The organism is Rhizobium sp. BK379, assembly GCF_014193955.1.
Taxonomy (GTDB): domain Bacteria; phylum Pseudomonadota; class Alphaproteobacteria; order Rhizobiales; family Rhizobiaceae; genus Rhizobium.
In genome coordinates this window covers 836,389-851,706 of record NZ_JACIAD010000002.1, presented here as the reverse complement: position 1 = coordinate 851,706, position 15,318 = coordinate 836,389, and the positions used below count along the sequence as shown (strand labels likewise).

The window sequence follows — 15,318 nt, the reverse complement described above, 5'->3', positions numbered from 1 at the left end:
ACCTGCGCGTTTTCGCCTCAGTGATTCGCGCCAACAGAAGAAGAAGACTGATGACCAACGAAAGCCATGCCGGACAGATCATTATCCTGAACGGTGCGCCGCGAAGCGGCAAATCCAGCATTGCGCGCGCAATTCAGGAAGAATTCGAGGGGCCGTGGATCAACCTCGGCGTCGACAGCTATAATGCCATGACGCCGGAGCGCTACCTGCCCGGTATCGGATTGAGGCCCGGCGGCGAACGGCCGGACCTCGAAGAACTCGTGCCGTTCCTCTACGCGGCGCTCTACGAATCGATCGCCATCCATGCCGGATTGGGCCTCAACGTCGTCGCCGATCTCGGCCACCACGACAGCTATTCGCAGCCACTCGGCATTCTCAGCGATTGCGCCAGGCGGCTCGACGGATTTTCCGTACTGTTCGTCGGCGTCAAATGTCCGATCGAGACGATCATGCAGCGGCGCGAGGTCAATCAGGACGGGCGCGAGACCCTCTACCTGCGTGCCACCGAGGAGACGCCTGTGCCGGAGCCGGTGCAGCGCTGGCAGAACGAGGTGCATCGCCCCGGCCTCTACGACATCGAGGTCGATACATCCGTGCTGACTGCGCTCGAATGCGCCGAGGCAATCCGCCATCAGCTGGATCTTGGTATCCCCGAGCCTTCGGCCTTCGAGAGGCTGGCCGGCCAGCGATAAATCAGAGAGCCACGTTGCGGCAAAGAAAAAGGCGGGGCCGAAGGCACCCGCCTTTTTGATTTCTATCCGACCCCGATCAGCCTGCTGCGACCGGAGCGCCCCAGCCGCCCCAGACGTAGATGCAGAAGAACAGGAACAGCCAGACGACGTCAACGAAGTGCCAGTACCAGGCTGCGGCCTCGAAGCCGAAGTGCTGCTTCGGCGTGAAATCACCGCGCAACGCCCTGATGAGGCAGACCAGCAGGAAGATCGTGCCGACCAGAACGTGGAAGCCGTGGAAGCCAGTGGCCATGAAGAAGGTCGCACCGTAGATCGAGTTGCGGAACTCGAACGGAGCGTGAGCATATTCATAGGCCTGGACGGAGGAGAAGAGCACGCCGAGCAGGACCGTCAACGTCAGGCCCTGGATAAGGCCCTTGCGGTCGTTGTGCAGCAGAGCGTGGTGAGCCCAGGTTACCGTCGTGCCCGAGAGCAACAGGATGACGGTGTTGTAGATCGGCAGGTGCCAGGGATCGAGAACCTCGATGCCCTTTGGCGGCCAGACGCCGCCGGTATAGGCGAGCCGCGAAGCCTGGATGGCTTCATGCGGAAAGAGGCTGGCGTCGAAATAGGCCCAGAACCAGGCAACGAAGAACATCACTTCCGAAGCGATGAACATGATCATGCCATAGCGCAGGTGCAGCGACACGACGCGGGTATGGGCGCCCTCGTGGGCTTCCTTCACGGTGTCGGACCACCAGCCGTACATGACGTAGAAAACGAGAGCGAGGCCAATGAAGAAGAGCCACGGATGGGCCCACTCGATGCCGAGAACATGCAGCGAGCCGCCGTTCAGGTAGCGCATATAGCCGACGCCGCCGAAGGCCATCAGGAATGCGCCGAGCGAGGCCAGTATCGGCCAAGGGCTCGGAGCTATGATGTGGTAGTCGTGATTCTTCTGATGAGCATCGGCCATGTCAGATCCCCGGTGTCTTCCTTCTCCGCTTCCGGCACTGCCGGAAACACTCCTCAATCAAAGTTTCTTTTCAGCCTGTCCCGCACTACCCTCATTCGAAGCCACCGGCTTCGGACCCTCTTTGGGATAGAACGTGTATGACAGCGTGACCGTGTGAATGCTTTTCGATTCAGCGGCCTTGGTAATTTCCGGATCGATGTAGAACACGACCGGCATTTCAAGCTTTTCGCCCGGCTTCAGGTCCGTTTCATTAAAGCAGAAACATTGCACCTTGTTGAAATAGGCGCCCGCTTCGCCTGGCGTGACGTTGAAGATCGCCTGGCCGCGCTGGGTTTCGTTGGACCGGTTCTCGGCGATGAAGTTGACCTGGATGGTCTCGCCGATCTTCGGATTGACCTCGCGCTCGACCGGCTTGAATTCCCATTGCAGGCCGGGAGCGACGTTCGCATCGAAAGTGACGCGCATCGTGCGGTCGAGGATGACGCTCGAAACCTGGTCCACGCGCTGTGTCGTGCCGTTATAGCCGGTCACCTGGCAGAAGAGCCGATAGAGTGGGACGGCGGCGTAGCTCGCAGCGCCCATGCCGACGACGAAGCTCAGGCACATGAAGACGACGGCAGCATTGTTGCGCGGCTTCTTCGGTGCGTTGACGGCGTCGCTCATTCCGTCAGCCTCCATGTCCCAGAAACTTGACGATGGTGATGGCGTAGAAAAGGATCACCAGACCGGCGAGTACCACACCGAGCGCGATGTTGCGATTGCGGCGCGACTTGCGTTGCGCTTCGGTCAGCTTGACCAGATCCATCAGAACGAGCCTCCTGCGTACGACACCAGCGTGGCGACCAGCCGGTCGAGCATCAGCGCGGAGAACACGGCGAAGAGGTAGAAGATCGAGAAGCCGAACAGCTTCTTGGCAGGGATCATCTTGAGATCGCCGTCAGGCATGCGCCAGACGGCGATGGAACAGTATACGAAGACCGCGCCGAGGGCTGCGGCGACGACGCCATAACCGACGCTGGCGAAGCCGAGGAAGGTCGGCAGCACCGCACAGACGGCCGTCAGCACGGCATAGGCAACGATTTGATGCTTGGTGGTGCGCTCGCCCGACACGTTCGGCAGCATCGGCACGCCAACCGCTTCGTAATCCCTCATCTTGAAGAGCGCGAGCGCCCAGAAATGCGCCGGCGTCCAGAGGAAGATGATGAGGAAAAGAACAGTGCTTTCGATCGTGACGGAATCGGTCACGCAGGCCCAGCCGATCATCGGCGGGAAAGCACCGGCCGCGCCACCGATGACGATGTTCTGCGGCGTCGAGCGCTTCAGCCACATTGTGTAGATGACGGCGTAGAAGAAGATGGTGAAGGCGAGAATGAAGGCCGACAGCCAATTGATCGCGAGACCGAGGATCGTCACCGAGAAGCAGGAGAGCACGAGGCCGAAGGCCAGAGCCTCCTTGGGCAGGATACGGCCGGCCGGAATCGGGCGCTTGGCGGTGCGGCTCATGACGGCGTCGATATCGGCGTCATACCACATGTTGAGCGCACCCGACGCACCTGCGCCGACGGCAATGCAGAGGATGGCGATCAGGCCGAGAACGGGATTGATGTGACCCGGCGCCAGCACCAGGCCGGCAAAGGCGGTGAAGACCACGAGCGACATGACCCGCGGCTTCAGAAGCTCGAAATAATCGCGCGCACTGGCCTCCGACAGGCGAAAATCGCCGTCTTCAGCAAGAGCCTCGTGATTGTCGATTACCGTCATCATTCCGTCCTGATCAAATTAACTGACAGACGCCGCAGAAGCCTGCGGCGTCTGGAAAACCGGCATCTTACTTGATGCGCGGGAGCTGTTCCCACTGGTGGTACGGCGGCGGCGAAGGCAGCTGCCACTCAAGCGTCGTTGCGCCCTCACCCCATGGATTGTCACCGGCAACGCGCTTCTTGGCGAAGGCTTCCCAGACACCGACGAGGAAGATGATCACGCCCACGAAGGAGATGTAGGAGCCGATCGACGAGACATAGTTCCAGCCGGCGAATGCATCCGGATAGTCGATGTAGCGGCGCGGCATGCCGGCGAGGCCGAGGAAGTGCTGCGGGAAGAACACCAGGTTCACGCCGATGAACATGACCCAGAAGTGCAGCTTGCCGAGGAATTCGCTGTACATGTAGCCGGTCATCTTCGGGAACCAGTAGTACCAGGCAGCGAAGATGGCGAAGACGGCGCCGAGCGACAGAACGTAGTGGAAGTGAGCCACGACGTAATAGGTGTCATGCAGCGAGCGGTCGAGGCCGGCATTGGCAAGCTGGACGCCCGTGACGCCACCGACGGTGAAGAGGAAAATGAAGCCGATCGCCCAGATCATCGGCGTGCGGAAGCTGATCGAGCCGCCCCACATCGTTGCGATCCAGGAGAAGATCTTCACGCCCGTCGGAACGGCGATGACCATCGTCGCGAAGACGAAGTAGCGCTGCGCATCGAGCGACAGGCCGACCGTGTACATGTGGTGAGCCCAGACGACAAAGCCGACGGCACCGATGGCGACCATGGCATAGGCCATGCCGAGATAACCGAAAACCGGCTTCTTGGAGAAAGTCGATACGATATGGCTGACGATGCCGAAGCCCGGCAGGATTAGGATATAGACTTCCGGGTGACCGAAGAACCAGAACAGGTGCTGGTAGAGGATCGGGTCACCGCCGCCTTCCGGCGCGAAGAAGGCTGTGCCGAAGTTACGGTCGGTCAGCAGCATGGTGATGGCGCCTGCCAGAACCGGCAGCGACAGCAGCAGCAGGAAGGCGGTGATCAGCACGGCCCAGGCAAACAGCGGCATCTTGTGCAGAGTCATGCCCGGAGCGCGCATGTTGAGGATCGTGGTGATGAAGTTGATCGCACCAAGGATCGAGGACGCACCGGCAATGTGAAGCGCGAAGATCGCAAGGTCGACTGCCGGACCCGGCTGACCGCCGACGGCAAGCGGCGGGTACATGGTCCAGCCGCCACCTGCGCCATAGGCGCCGGCCGGGCCTTCGACGAACATCGAGATGCACAGCAGCAGGAAGGCCGGAACGATCAGCCAGAAGGAGATGTTGTTCAGACGCGGGAAAGCCATATCAGGCGCGCCGATCATGATCGGCACCATCCAGTTGGCGAAACCGCCGATCATCGCCGGCATGACCATGAAGAAGATCATGATCAGCGCGTGAGCGGTGGTGAAGACGTTGAACATGTGCTTGGCGCCGTCGATGGCGGCATCACCCTCGAAGCCGTAGACCATGGAGGCCAGGCCGTGGAAGATCTGGATGCCCGGGTCCTGCAGTTCCATGCGCATGGCAACTGAGAGAAGGCCGCCGACGATGCCGGCGAAGATCGCGAAGATCAGATAGAGCGTGCCGATGTCCTTGTGGTTCGTCGAGAAGAACCAGCGGTCTGCAAAGCTCGGCGTATGCGAGTGATCGTGGTGGTCGTCATGCGCGTGTGCGTCATGAGCGTGGTGATCATGAGAATGATCGTCGTGAGCGGAAGGTCCAGCCATTGTCCCGATCCCCTATCTTACTTTGCGACGTTTTCAGCGACATCGACGGTCTTCGCAGAACCATCGGCAGCGGCGATCAGTGTCTTGTAGGCGCCGGGCAAGTCGCTGGCGGCCGTGGTCAGCCACTGCTTGTACTTGTCCTCGGAGACCACGCGGATCGCGATCGGCATGAACGCATGGTCCTTGCCGCAAAGCTCGGAACACTGGCCGTAGAAGAGGCCTTCGCGCTCGGCGCGGAACCAGGTTTCGTTCAGGCGGCCCGGAACGGCGTCGATCTTGATGCCGAAGGACGGCATGGCGAAAGCATGAATGACGTCGGTCGGCGCGGCAGTGACAAGAACGCGAACGGTCTTGTTGACAGGCAGTACGAGTTCATTGTCGACGGCCAGAAGGCGCGGATAGACAGCAAGATCGGTCTTGCCGGCAGAGGCCCGATCCGGTTCCTTCAGAAGATAGGAGTCGAAGGCGACAGGTGTTTCGCCAGAGCCCTCATATTCATAGTTCCACTGCCACTGGGTCGCGGTCGCCTTGATCGTCACATCCGGATTTTCCGGCAGGGTGAGCTGTGCGGTCAACAGAGTGAAAGAAGGAACAGCGAGGAAAAGAAGGATGAGAACCGGCCCCACGGTCCAGATGACTTCGATTACCGTATTGTGGCTCGTCTTCGAGGGAACCGGGTTTGCCGAAGCCCGGAACTTGAAACAGACGACCAGAATGAGAACGAGAACGAACAGCGTGATCGGAACGATGAACCACAGCGTATATTGTTCGAACCAGTGGATCTCCCGCATGATCGGCGTTGCTGCCGGCTGCAGTGTCGCCTGCCACGGCATCGGCTGATCGGCATATGTGCCGGAAGCAAAAAGCAGACAGACCAGCGCGGTCAGGGCTGCATAAGCCTTCTTAATCACCTTGTAATCTCCCTCGAGCGCTGATCTGCGATAAATCGAGCGCAGAATCCTTGCCATCCTGTGCGCTTCAAACCACAGTTTGGCATCCGCCGCAACAGGCAGAAGCAATTGTCTATGCGGCATTTTTGCTCAAAGACTGCCTCCTCAGCCACGGCAAAACATTCCAAGCTTTTCATCAGCATACGAAAAACCCGCTCCAGCGCCAATCCGCCCGCTGCACATTCTTTCGGCGAGGTCCTATTTCTGCCGCAGTCCCCCGGTTTTCACGGGGTGGGGCTTTTCATTTTCTGTGGGCAGCTTCACAAATAGCGGCAATGATTCGATATCCAGAGGTTTTCATGGGTTTCCGTTCCCTCGCGCGGCCTTTTGTTCTGGCCGCAGGCATCGCGACCGCCGCGACGAGCCCCGTTTTCGCGCAGCAGACGCCGACGCCCGCGCAGTCGCGTCCTGCCACGCCTGCTCCGAGGCCCGCACCGACACAGCAGCCCGCACCGTCTGCGACGCCGAACGTCGAGCAGGTAACGCCCAGCCAGGCTCAGCCGCCGGCTCCCGGCACGGTCCGTTCCAACCATGGCGCATGGTCCGTCGTCTGCGACAAGCCAGCGGGCGCCTCGGCCGAGCAGTGCGCGCTGATGCAGAACGTCATTGCCGAAGACCGTCCTGAAGTAGGCCTCTCCGTCGTCGTCCTGAAGACCGCCGACCGCAAGTCGAAGATCCTGCGCGTTCTGGCTCCGCTCGGCGTGCTGCTGCCGAACGGCCTCGGCCTCAATGTCGATGGCAAGGATATCGGCCGCGCCTATTTCGTGCGCTGCTTTGCCGACGGCTGCTATGCCGAAGTCGTTCTCGAGGACGAACTGCTCAAGACCTTCCGCAGCGGCGCGCAGGCAACCTTCATCGTCTTCCAGACGCCGGAAGAAGGCATCGGCATCCCCGTCGACCTCAAGGGCTTCGCAGAAGGCTACGACGCCCTGCCCTGATGCAGGGCTTGCTCGGGCAGTGCATCAGACCTACATCGGCTATTGAGCATTACCGCTCTTCTTGCGGAGCATAAAACCATGACCACCGATCTCCTGACGCTTTTCGATGCCGATGAAGCGACGATGCGCAAGCATGTCGCCGAGGCGCTTTCCGGCGCCGATGACGGCGAGCTCTTTATCGAGCACGCGCAGGCGGAATCGCTGACCTTCGACAATGGCCGCCTCAAGGGCGGCAGCTTCAACACAGAGCAGGGTTTTGGCCTGCGCGCGGTTGCCGGCGAAGCGGTCGGCTATGCCCATGCGGGCGACCTTTCGATTTCGGCGCTGAAGCGGGCAGCCGATGCGGTCGGCGCCGTCACGCGCGGTTATTCCGGCTCTTACGCGGCAGCACCGCAGGGTACTAACCGCAAGCTCTATACCGACGAGAACCCGATCGGTTCGCCGACCTTCGAGGAGAAGGTCAAGGTGCTGACTGATATCGACGCCTATCTGCGTGGCAAGAACGACAAGGTGCGGCAGGTCACTGCTTCGGTCGCGGCAAGCTGGCAGGTGGTCGATATCCTGCGCGCCGATGGCCATCGCGTGCAGGATATCCGTCCGATGACGCGCATCAACATCTCCGTCATGGTCGGCGACGGCGACCGGCAGGAGAGCGGCTCCTACGGCCAGGGCGGCCGCATCGGTTTCGGTGATTTCATCGCGACAGGAAGCTGGCAGCACGGTGCGGACGAAGCGCTGCGGCAGGCACTCGTCAATCTTGAAGCGATCGATGCACCCGCCGGTACGATGGATGTCGTGCTCGGCTCGGGCTGGCCCGGCGTCATGCTGCACGAGGCCGTGGGCCATGGTCTCGAAGGCGACTTCAACCGCAAGAAGACGTCTGCCTTTGCCGGTCTCCTCGGCCAGGTGGTGGCCGCCCCCGGCGTGACCGTCGTCGACGACGGTACGATCGACAGCCGCCGCGGTTCGATCACCATCGACGACGAAGGCACGCCTTCCGCCTACAACGTGCTGATCGAAAACGGTAAACTGGTCGGATACATGCAGGACCGGCAGAACGCCCGGCTGATGGGCATGGCGCCCACCGGCAACGGCCGTCGCCAGGGTTATGCACATGTGCCAATGCCGCGCATGACGAACACCTATATGCTCGGTGGGGACAAGACGCCGGAAGAAATCATCGCTTCGGTCAAGAAGGGCATTTATGCCGTCTCCTTCGGCGGCGGTCAGGTAGACATCACGTCAGGCAAATTCGTCTTCGGCTGCACCGAGGCCTATCTCATCGAAAACGGCAAGATCGGTGCGCCGATCAAGGGCGCCATGCTGATCGGCAATGGCCCGGACGCCATGAAGCGCGTATCGATGATCGGCAACGACATGAAGCTCGACACCGGTATCGGCAATTGCGGCAAGGCCGGCCAATGGGTTCCCGTCGGCGTCGGCCAGCCGCACCTGCGCATGGACCAGGTGACGGTCGGCGGCACGCAGACCTGAGGCGGTGCGATCATGGCCGAAATCGAGATTAGAACCTTCGCTCCTGACGATGCCGATGGCGTGATTTCGGTCATCCTGCCGATCCAGCGCGAAGAATTCGGCATCGACATCACCGCCGACACGCAGCCGGACCTGCGTGTCATTCCGGATTTCTATCAGTCCGGCAAGGGCCAGTTCTGGGTGGCGGTCAAGGATGGTGCCGTCGTCGGCACTCTCGGCCTCAAGGATATTGGCAACAACCAGGTGGCCCTGCGAAAGATGTTCGTGGCCGCCGAGGTGCGGGGCCGCGAACACGGTGTGGCCGCCCGGCTGCTCGAAGCGCTTTTTGCCCATGCCGGCAAAGTCGGCGTCACCGATATCTTCCTCGGCACGACGGACAAGTTCGTCGCCGCGCACCGGTTCTATGAGAAGAACGGTTTCTCCGAGATCGCCAGCAAGGACCTGCCGCGAGAATTCCCGCGAATGGCCGTCGACAGCAAGTTCTACCGGCGGACAATATAGGCTAACCTCAAGCAATAGAACATCAAGCCCATGGGGCGCTGCTTGGCGATGGAGACATTTCTGCTGAAATTCCTTTCGCCTGAGACGGGCTGCTCAGCGCACGAGATGCGCTTCGAGGCTCCGATGGAGGCTGTTGCGGCCATTCTCGACGTCGAAACATCCGAACTGGCACACCATCTCTTCTACCTTGAGAAAAGCGAACTGGACGGGCTCTCCTCGACGCTGGCCCTCCCCTCTCCCGAACCGGACGGTGAGGTCGTGCTCACCCGGCCGGGATGGATCGATTGCGTGCCCTATCTGGTCCATACTAACTTCGAGCTCGCCCTGATGCTGGACGGTCGCAAGCCATTCGCAGTGTTTTCGGACGAAGAAAACTCGGGGATTTTGGAGAAGGTCCGAGCCTACTTTCAGCCCTACGTCGATAGCGGGGCAATCATCGAACGGGTGAAGCCATTCGTTCAGGGCAAGTTTGTCCTGATTTGCATACTCTATGCACTGCCCAGGGAAGAATGGCGGTTCGATGCCTACACCGAGCTGATGAGCGGAAGACTTTGGACGGACGAAAGCGAATATCACCTGGGGCGTCTGCTCGGCTATACGGAAGAACAATGCCGATGGTGGATCGCGCAAAGACGTGAAGCAGGAAACGTTACTGCGCCGAAGGCTTGAACCGCCATTTCCGTTCGATTGCGGCGGCGAGATCCACCTCGTGACGCCGAGCAAAGAGCAAGACATGGCCGAGAATATCGGCAGTTTCGTCGGCCAGGTCGCGCTCCATCTCCTCGGGCGAACGGCCTTTGGCACGGCCGCGGCCGGTCAGGCGGTTCCAGGCCTGGGTCAGTTCTCCCATTTCCTCCTGCAGCTTCAGCAGAAACCAATCGGCATCGCGCTCGATGTCATTGGCGGCGGCGTAGGCGGACGATGAGGTCTCGAACTGGTCGGCGAGCCGTTGCAGCATGACGTTCTCCTTTTGTTTATGAGGAGAGCGCCGATTCCCGAAGTTTGTCCAGAGCGAGCCGCGGCTCAGCCCTGGTTCGGCAACAGCATGCAGTCGTAGGAGCGCTTCTTCAGGGCGTCGCAGGCAGAGGTCGCGTCTTCCTTGCTCTGGAAGCCAATGAAACGCGCGCGATAAATCGCATTGGCGCCCTTGCCGACAGCTTCCGTGTAGGGCGAGGCAGAAACCAGCGGCGCACCGGCCTCGGACTGGGCCTGCGCGAGGAGCGCGCGGGCAGCATCGGCGCTCGGGGCAGCGGAGATCTGGATTTGCCAGCCGCCTGCCTTGCCGGCCGGCGCTTTCGGTGCCTTGCCGGCATTCATGATTTCGTCCATTGCCGCCGGGCGCTCAAGCGGGACAACTCCGTCATTGGCAAAGCCAAGCGCCTTCGGTGCGGGTGCTGCTGCCTCGTCCGCAACGCGCGGCGCGTTCGCCGGCACGGGAACATCCGTCTGCTCCGCAGCCGAGGCGACCTCGACCTGCTGCTTGGCATTGATGCTTGCAGTCAAGCTGGCGCCACCGGAGGAAGCTCTGCCCATATAGCGGTCGAACAATCCGGCCATCTTGGCATCGCGGCTGCGGGCCGTGCGGCCGCCGAGCACAACGCCAACCACGCGGCGGCTGCCGTCCTTCACGGCGCTGACAATGTTGAAACCGGAGGCATTGGTATAGCCGGTCTTGATACCGTCCATGCCCTGATAGCGGTACATGAGATTGTTGTGGCCGCGGATGGTCTGGCCGCGGAAATTGAAGCTTGCGATGGAGAAGAGGCGATATTCGCCTGGATAGTTCTTCATCAGCGCCACGGCGAGCGTGGACATATCGCGCGCCGTCGTGACCTGACGCTTGTCCGGCAGGCCGGAAGCATTGACGAAGACCGTGCGGCCCATGCCGAGCTGACGGGCCCGCTGGGTCATGAGCCTGGCGAAATTGCTTTCCGAGCCGCCGAGCTTCTCACCCATGGCGGCGGCCGCATCATTGGCCGATTTGACGATCATGCCATAGACCGCCTCGCGCACCGTGATCGTGCCGCCGGCCTTCACGCCGAGCTTTGTCGGCGGACGGGAGGCAGCATATTTCGACATGGTGATCGGTGTATCCCAGGTGATCTTGCCGCGATTGAGCGCCTCGAAGGTGAGATAGAGCGTCATCATCTTCGTCAGCGAAGCCGGATGGTTCAGCGTATCACCGTTTTCCGAGGCAAGAACCTTGCCGGTGCGGGCATCGAGGACGAGGGAAGCGCTACCGGCGAAGGCCGCAACAGGTGCAGAAAGTGCCAGCGACGCGGTCAAAATGGCAGCCAAAAGCCTTCTCATGCACTTCCCCTCATTATACCCGGCGAGTCGCTACAACCGGAATTATGTCCCGTATTGTGACAGATGCCCATAATCTGGCGCGACTTTGAGGCAACGCCCAAGTTTTTTCCAAGCTTTTGTTTCGCTTGGTTAACAGCCGGTCAACAACCCGTTTTCCCTCCGGGATTCAGCAAGGTTTAACGGCGGCATTGGTAGCCTGTGTGACACGATTACAAAGCGGGGTCACGGAAAAAATGGGGCAGTGGAAGCGGCGGCTGAAGCGCATCGCGATCGGCGGCGGGCTGGAAGCGGCGTGGCTGGCGAGCGCTGCCGGGCTCATGAAGGAGGCCCGCGGACGCGGCGTCATCTTCACGCTCCATCATGTGCGCCCGCATGTCGCCCAACCGTTCGAACCGAACCAGCACCTTGAAATAACACCAGAATTTCTGGATTCAACGCTCCGGCGCCTGAGACGGATGGGCTATCGTTTCGTGCCGCTCGATGCGGTGCCCTCCCTGTTGTCGGACCCGCAGGACGATCGCCTGTTCGCCGCTTTCACACTGGATGACGGGTATCGCAACAATCTGATCCATGCCCTGCCCGTCTTCGAACGGCATCAGGCGCCCTTTACCATTTTCATAGCGCAGGGCTTTGCCGAGGGCTCGCACAGCATCTGGTGGGAAACGCTGGCACTGCTGCTTAACCGGGAAAATAGCATCGAGTTCAATTTCGGCCGCGGCAGGGAGAGACTGGCGCTCGATACGCTCGTCCGGAAATGGGACGCCTTCGACAGGCTTGCCGAGTTTATCCACAGGCAGGACGAGAGCCGCGCCCTCGCCGAGGTGGATGCGCTGGCGCGGCGCCACGGGATCGAGCCGCTCGACATTACGCGGAAACTGGTCATGGGACCGCAGGAGCTGCGCAAGCTTTCGGCAAGCCCGCTCGCCAGTCTCGGCGCCCATACTATCAGCCACAGGGCACTTGCCCGCCTGCCGCATGCCGAAGCCCGGATCGAGATGGAAATCTCGGCAGATTATGTCGAATCGATCACCGGCATTCGTCCCCGGACAATCGCTTTTCCCTATGGGACGAAGGAGGCAACAAAGGGCCGTGAAGCGGAGCTTGCGGCAAAGCTCGGCTTTGCCGTAGCCGTGACAACACAGCCGGGCTTTCCGGCAGCAAGCCAGCCCACCTATATGCCGCGTATCTCGCTCAACGGCTTTTACCAGAGGTCACGCTATGTTTCGGCGCTGGCATCAGGCATTCCATTGAAACTGCTTGGGAAATAGGTTCTTTACGGGTACATCCGCACCTTGTCCCAGCCCCCCTCGGGCGTCGGCCGGCGGAATTCGATCCGGTCGTGCAGCCGGAACTTCTGGTCTTTCCAGAACTCGATCGAGGTCGGGCGGATCCGGAAACCAGACCAGTAAGACGGGCGCGGAATATCGCCGATGGCGTAGCGCGTGGTGTATTCGGCAACCGCCTTCTCCAGGGCAAAACGGCTTTCGAGCGGGCGCGACTGCTTGGAAGCCCAGGCGCCGATGCGGCTGCCGCGGGCACGGGTCGCAAAGTAGGCGTCGGCCTCTGCGTCGGTGACCAGTTCAACAGGGCCGCGAACGCGCACCTGACGGCGCAGCGTTTTCCAGTGGAAACACATGGCAGCTTTCTTCTGTCCCAAGATTTCGCGACCTTTCTGACTCTCGAAATTCGTGTAGAAGACGAATCCGTCGGTATCGAAACCCTTCAGGAGAACCATGCGGACATTGGGCAGCCCATCTTCATCGACCGTCGCGAGCGCGACAGCATTGGGGTCGTTGAGTTCGGAAGCCTCCGCCTCCTTCAGCCACTCCCCAAAGAGCTTGAAGGGCTCTTCACTTTCCGTAAAGTCACCAGCTGTTAACCCGTTTGCCGACATATTAATTCAAATCCCGAGGTTTCTAAAAACTGACCCAGCCTCTCAGACTGGGGAAGGATGCAGGGTGGAAGTCATAGCAAAGACACATCGCCATACAAAGGGTTCGCTGCGCCGCAGCGTCAGACTCTCCATCGTCGGTATTGCGATCCTGTCACTTTCCGGCTGCATGACCGGGGGGTTCGACTTCCTGAGCTCGGCAAAGGTGGATCGTTCGGTTGCGACCGGCACGGTGCCGCAGCCCGCCCCGAGCACCGATACGCTTTCCGACGAAATGACGGTGCGCAACGCCGTGACGTCGGCCGATATCCAGAAACTCGAGGGGCAGCCGCTTCCCTGGGCCAATGCCTCGACCGGCAGCGCCGGCGTCATCGACACGATCGTCGAGAATAATGATGCCGGTCAGGTCTGCCGGCAATTCCGCACGACACGCCATTCCTATGTCGGTATCGCCAAATTCTACGGCAAGACCTGCCTTGTCGGCGGCGGAAACTGGCAGCTTCTGAGCTTCCAGCCGGAAAGCTGATCCGCTCCTTTACCCGTTTTGCGGCGTTGGCCACCCTGAAACTTCAGGGTTAATGCGGCGTGCCGATTCGCTTCAATGTTTAGTGAAAGACTAACCATTAGCGGCAAAACACCCCATATCCAGCTTCGGAAATAAGAAGTGATTAGCAACTCTCCCGCACGATCTGCCGACGAGCGTGCTTTCCTGTCGTGAACCGGGAGGCGCGTCATGAGTTGAGATTCGGTTTCCGGGAGCGCCACGAGGAAGATGCCTCCCGGATTGCGACAGCGGCGGTGCGAACAATGCGTGATCCATATAAGGTTCTGGGCGTCAAGCGCGACGCGGATGCGGACGAAATCAAGGCGGCCTGGCGCAACATGGCCAAGGCCGTGCATCCCGATCACAATCAGGGCGACCCCACGGCCACCGCGCGTTTCGCCGAGATCGGCCGCGCCTATGAAACACTGAAAGATCCGCGAAAGCGCAATCTCTTCGACAGCGCCGTACGCATGGCTGAAGCAAAGAAGCAGGAGCAGACGATCATGCAGCAGCGTCAAGCTGCGCATGAGGCTGCCGCCCGCGCCAAGGCCGCTCAGGCCAATGCCGAGCGGGTGATGGAAGAGCTTGCACGCGCCAATGCCAGTGCACAGAAGGCCGCAGCGGCAGGTGCCAAGCAGCAGCAGCAGGCAGGCTCGACCGAAGCGGCAGAAGAGATGGTCGAGCGCATCTTTGGCGCACAAGCGACCCGCAGCGCCGGCGCGCAGGCGCAACCGCAGACACAGCAAGCATACTCTCAGCAGGCGCACTCCCAGCAGGCACAGGCCAAGCCGCATGCAGCCGAGGCGGCCAGGCAGCCGGAACAGGATACAGCAGAATCCGAAACCGCCAGGGCGGAGGATGAGCAGACGGAGGCCACGACCGGCACTGGCGTCAACATGTCCCTGCCGCTCAGCCTTCTGACCTCGCTGGTGCGCCGCTTCACCGGTACCGGTCAGCCAGGCCCTGAAAAAGCACCGGATGAGGTGGCAACTGCCACCGTGACGATCGAAGACATCATGAGGGGCAGCTGGACGACGGTTTCTCTTCCGGAAGGCCGTGAAGTCGGCTTTGCCCTGCCAGCCGGCACGACCGAAGGCCATCAGGTCCGGCTCAAGGGCCAGGGATTCAAGTTGCCGGGCATGCAACGCGGCGATGCCGTCATCAACATCCATATCGCGCCCGATCCGAGATTCACCGTCGATGGTTTCGACGTGCATGCCGTGCTGCCGCTCAACATCGAGAACGCAGTGCTTGGCACCGAAGCGCGCGTCGATGGTCCGCAGGGACCGGTCAATGTAACGGTCCCCGCCTGGTCCGGTTCCGACAAGACGATCCGCATTCCCGACCAGGGGCTGACCAACGACAGCGGTGGAAAAGGCGATCTCGTCGTCGAATTGCGCATTATGTTGTGGGAAAAACCTGACGATAAGGTCACCGATCTCATGCGCAGCATGCGTGAAGGGCTATTTTTATGAAATTTTGGTGACAATCGCACCCTTTGTTACGATGCC

17 protein-coding genes are annotated in these 15,318 nt (G+C 60.8%); 8 read left to right on the top strand and 9 right to left on the bottom strand.

Going from position 1 to position 15,318, the window contains the following annotated elements; all coding sequences use genetic code 11:
* Positions 1 to 50 precede the first annotated feature (50 nt).
* Positions 51 to 692, top strand: coding sequence for a chloramphenicol phosphotransferase (locus FHT93_RS15170; RefSeq protein WP_183848189.1), 642 nt, complete (start codon positions 51 to 53; stop codon positions 690 to 692).
* Between the two features lie 76 nt (positions 693 to 768).
* Here FHT93_RS15170 and FHT93_RS15165 read toward each other — a convergent pair whose 3' ends face one another.
* The 6 genes from FHT93_RS15165 to coxB all read right to left on the bottom strand — a co-directional run bounded on the left by FHT93_RS15165 (position 769) and on the right by coxB (position 6,090).
* The gene (locus FHT93_RS15165; RefSeq protein WP_112542957.1) at positions 769 to 1,647 is read right to left on the bottom strand and encodes a cytochrome c oxidase subunit 3; all 879 of its coding nucleotides are present in this window, start codon (positions 1,645 to 1,647) and stop codon (positions 769 to 771) included.
* Positions 1,648 to 1,704: 57 nt separating this feature from the next.
* Positions 1,705 to 2,310, bottom strand: a complete 606-nt coding sequence (locus FHT93_RS15160; RefSeq protein ID WP_112542956.1) for a cytochrome c oxidase assembly protein — start codon at positions 2,308 to 2,310, stop codon at positions 1,705 to 1,707.
* 4 nt (positions 2,311 to 2,314) lie between these two features.
* Positions 2,315 to 2,452 carry a hypothetical protein gene (locus tag FHT93_RS15155; RefSeq protein WP_183848187.1) on the bottom strand — a complete coding sequence of 46 codons (138 nt, stop codon included), beginning with the start codon at positions 2,450 to 2,452 and terminating at the stop codon, positions 2,315 to 2,317.
* Positions 2,452 to 3,408 (bottom strand): heme o synthase, encoded by a 957-nt coding sequence (locus FHT93_RS15150; RefSeq protein ID WP_183848185.1) that lies wholly within the window; start codon positions 3,406 to 3,408, stop codon positions 2,452 to 2,454. Before FHT93_RS15150 ends, FHT93_RS15155 begins: the two co-directional genes overlap by 1 nt.
* A gap of 67 nt (positions 3,409 to 3,475) precedes the next feature.
* Complete coding sequence (gene ctaD / locus FHT93_RS15145; RefSeq protein WP_183848183.1) at positions 3,476 to 5,179, bottom strand: cytochrome c oxidase subunit I; 1,704 nt, start codon at positions 5,177 to 5,179, stop codon at positions 3,476 to 3,478.
* 17 nt (positions 5,180 to 5,196) lie between these two features.
* Complete coding sequence (coxB, locus tag FHT93_RS15140) at positions 5,197 to 6,090, bottom strand: cytochrome c oxidase subunit II (protein WP_183848181.1); 894 nt, start codon at positions 6,088 to 6,090, stop codon at positions 5,197 to 5,199.
* 314 nt (positions 6,091 to 6,404) lie between these two features.
* Between coxB and FHT93_RS15135 the strand changes: the two genes are divergently transcribed.
* The 4 genes from FHT93_RS15135 (at position 6,405) to FHT93_RS15120 (ending at position 9,731) form a co-directional block, all read left to right on the top strand.
* Complete coding sequence (locus FHT93_RS15135) at positions 6,405 to 7,067, top strand: invasion associated locus B family protein (RefSeq protein ID WP_183848179.1); 663 nt, start codon at positions 6,405 to 6,407, stop codon at positions 7,065 to 7,067.
* Between the two features lie 78 nt (positions 7,068 to 7,145).
* Positions 7,146 to 8,561 carry a metalloprotease TldD gene (tldD, locus tag FHT93_RS15130; RefSeq protein ID WP_113015013.1) on the top strand — a complete coding sequence of 472 codons (1,416 nt, stop codon included), beginning with the start codon at positions 7,146 to 7,148 and terminating at the stop codon, positions 8,559 to 8,561.
* 12 nt (positions 8,562 to 8,573) lie between these two features.
* The gene (locus FHT93_RS15125; RefSeq protein WP_113015014.1) at positions 8,574 to 9,062 is read left to right on the top strand and encodes a GNAT family N-acetyltransferase; all 489 of its coding nucleotides are present in this window, start codon (positions 8,574 to 8,576) and stop codon (positions 9,060 to 9,062) included.
* 42 nt (positions 9,063 to 9,104) lie between these two features.
* Positions 9,105 to 9,731, top strand: coding sequence for a hypothetical protein (locus FHT93_RS15120; protein WP_162728524.1), 627 nt, complete (start codon positions 9,105 to 9,107; stop codon positions 9,729 to 9,731).
* Here the strand turns inward: FHT93_RS15120 and FHT93_RS15115 are convergent.
* Both FHT93_RS15115 and FHT93_RS15110 read right to left on the bottom strand, forming a co-directional pair.
* Positions 9,712 to 10,020 carry a pyrophosphatase gene (locus FHT93_RS15115; RefSeq protein ID WP_113015016.1) on the bottom strand — a complete coding sequence of 103 codons (309 nt, stop codon included), beginning with the start codon at positions 10,018 to 10,020 and terminating at the stop codon, positions 9,712 to 9,714. The two genes, FHT93_RS15120 and FHT93_RS15115, sit on opposite strands and share 20 nt — an antisense overlap.
* Before the next feature lie 65 nt (positions 10,021 to 10,085).
* A complete protein-coding gene (locus FHT93_RS15110; RefSeq protein ID WP_113015017.1) occupies positions 10,086 to 11,372 on the bottom strand; it encodes a D-alanyl-D-alanine carboxypeptidase family protein in 1,287 nt (428 codons plus the stop codon).
* Between the two features lie 233 nt (positions 11,373 to 11,605).
* Between FHT93_RS15110 and FHT93_RS15105 the strand changes: the two genes are divergently transcribed.
* The gene (locus FHT93_RS15105; protein ID WP_113015018.1) at positions 11,606 to 12,640 is read left to right on the top strand and encodes a polysaccharide deacetylase family protein; all 1,035 of its coding nucleotides are present in this window, start codon (positions 11,606 to 11,608) and stop codon (positions 12,638 to 12,640) included.
* Positions 12,641 to 12,645: 5 nt separating this feature from the next.
* Here the strand turns inward: FHT93_RS15105 and pdxH are convergent, their stop codons facing one another.
* Positions 12,646 to 13,266 (bottom strand): pyridoxamine 5'-phosphate oxidase, encoded by a 621-nt coding sequence (pdxH, locus tag FHT93_RS15100; protein WP_112542946.1) that lies wholly within the window; start codon positions 13,264 to 13,266, stop codon positions 12,646 to 12,648.
* Positions 13,267 to 13,330: 64 nt separating this feature from the next.
* On the opposite strand from pdxH, the gene FHT93_RS15095 reads away from it, so the two are divergent.
* Positions 13,331 to 13,789 (top strand): RT0821/Lpp0805 family surface protein, encoded by a 459-nt coding sequence (locus FHT93_RS15095; RefSeq protein ID WP_112542945.1) that lies wholly within the window; start codon positions 13,331 to 13,333, stop codon positions 13,787 to 13,789.
* Positions 13,790 to 14,070: 281 nt separating this feature from the next.
* Positions 14,071 to 15,282 carry a DnaJ C-terminal domain-containing protein gene (locus FHT93_RS15090; RefSeq protein WP_183848177.1) on the top strand — a complete coding sequence of 404 codons (1,212 nt, stop codon included), beginning with the start codon at positions 14,071 to 14,073 and terminating at the stop codon, positions 15,280 to 15,282.
* Positions 15,283 to 15,318: the final 36 nt, after the last annotated feature.

Coding starts and splice junctions, on each gene's coding strand:
- FHT93_RS15170 (WP_183848189.1), top strand. CDS start 51: ATGACCAACGAAAGCCATGCCGGACAGATCATTATCCTGAACGGTGCG.
- FHT93_RS15165 (WP_112542957.1), bottom strand. CDS start 1,647: ATGGCCGATGCTCATCAGAAGAATCACGACTACCACATCATAGCTCCG.
- FHT93_RS15160 (WP_112542956.1), bottom strand. CDS start 2,310: ATGAGCGACGCCGTCAACGCACCGAAGAAGCCGCGCAACAATGCTGCC.
- FHT93_RS15155 (WP_183848187.1), bottom strand. CDS start 2,452: ATGGATCTGGTCAAGCTGACCGAAGCGCAACGCAAGTCGCGCCGCAAT.
- FHT93_RS15150 (WP_183848185.1), bottom strand. CDS start 3,408: ATGACGGTAATCGACAATCACGAGGCTCTTGCTGAAGACGGCGATTTT.
- ctaD (WP_183848183.1), bottom strand. CDS start 5,179: ATGGCTGGACCTTCCGCTCACGACGATCATTCTCATGATCACCACGCT.
- FHT93_RS15135 (WP_183848179.1), top strand. CDS start 6,405: ATGATTCGATATCCAGAGGTTTTCATGGGTTTCCGTTCCCTCGCGCGG.
- tldD (WP_113015013.1), top strand. CDS start 7,146: ATGACCACCGATCTCCTGACGCTTTTCGATGCCGATGAAGCGACGATG.
- FHT93_RS15125 (WP_113015014.1), top strand. CDS start 8,574: ATGGCCGAAATCGAGATTAGAACCTTCGCTCCTGACGATGCCGATGGC.
- FHT93_RS15115 (WP_113015016.1), bottom strand. CDS start 10,020: ATGCTGCAACGGCTCGCCGACCAGTTCGAGACCTCATCGTCCGCCTAC.
- FHT93_RS15110 (WP_113015017.1), bottom strand. CDS start 11,372: ATGAGAAGGCTTTTGGCTGCCATTTTGACCGCGTCGCTGGCACTTTCT.
- FHT93_RS15105 (WP_113015018.1), top strand. CDS start 11,606: ATGGGGCAGTGGAAGCGGCGGCTGAAGCGCATCGCGATCGGCGGCGGG.
- pdxH (WP_112542946.1), bottom strand. CDS start 13,266: ATGTCGGCAAACGGGTTAACAGCTGGTGACTTTACGGAAAGTGAAGAG.
- FHT93_RS15090 (WP_183848177.1), top strand. CDS start 14,071: ATGCGTGATCCATATAAGGTTCTGGGCGTCAAGCGCGACGCGGATGCG.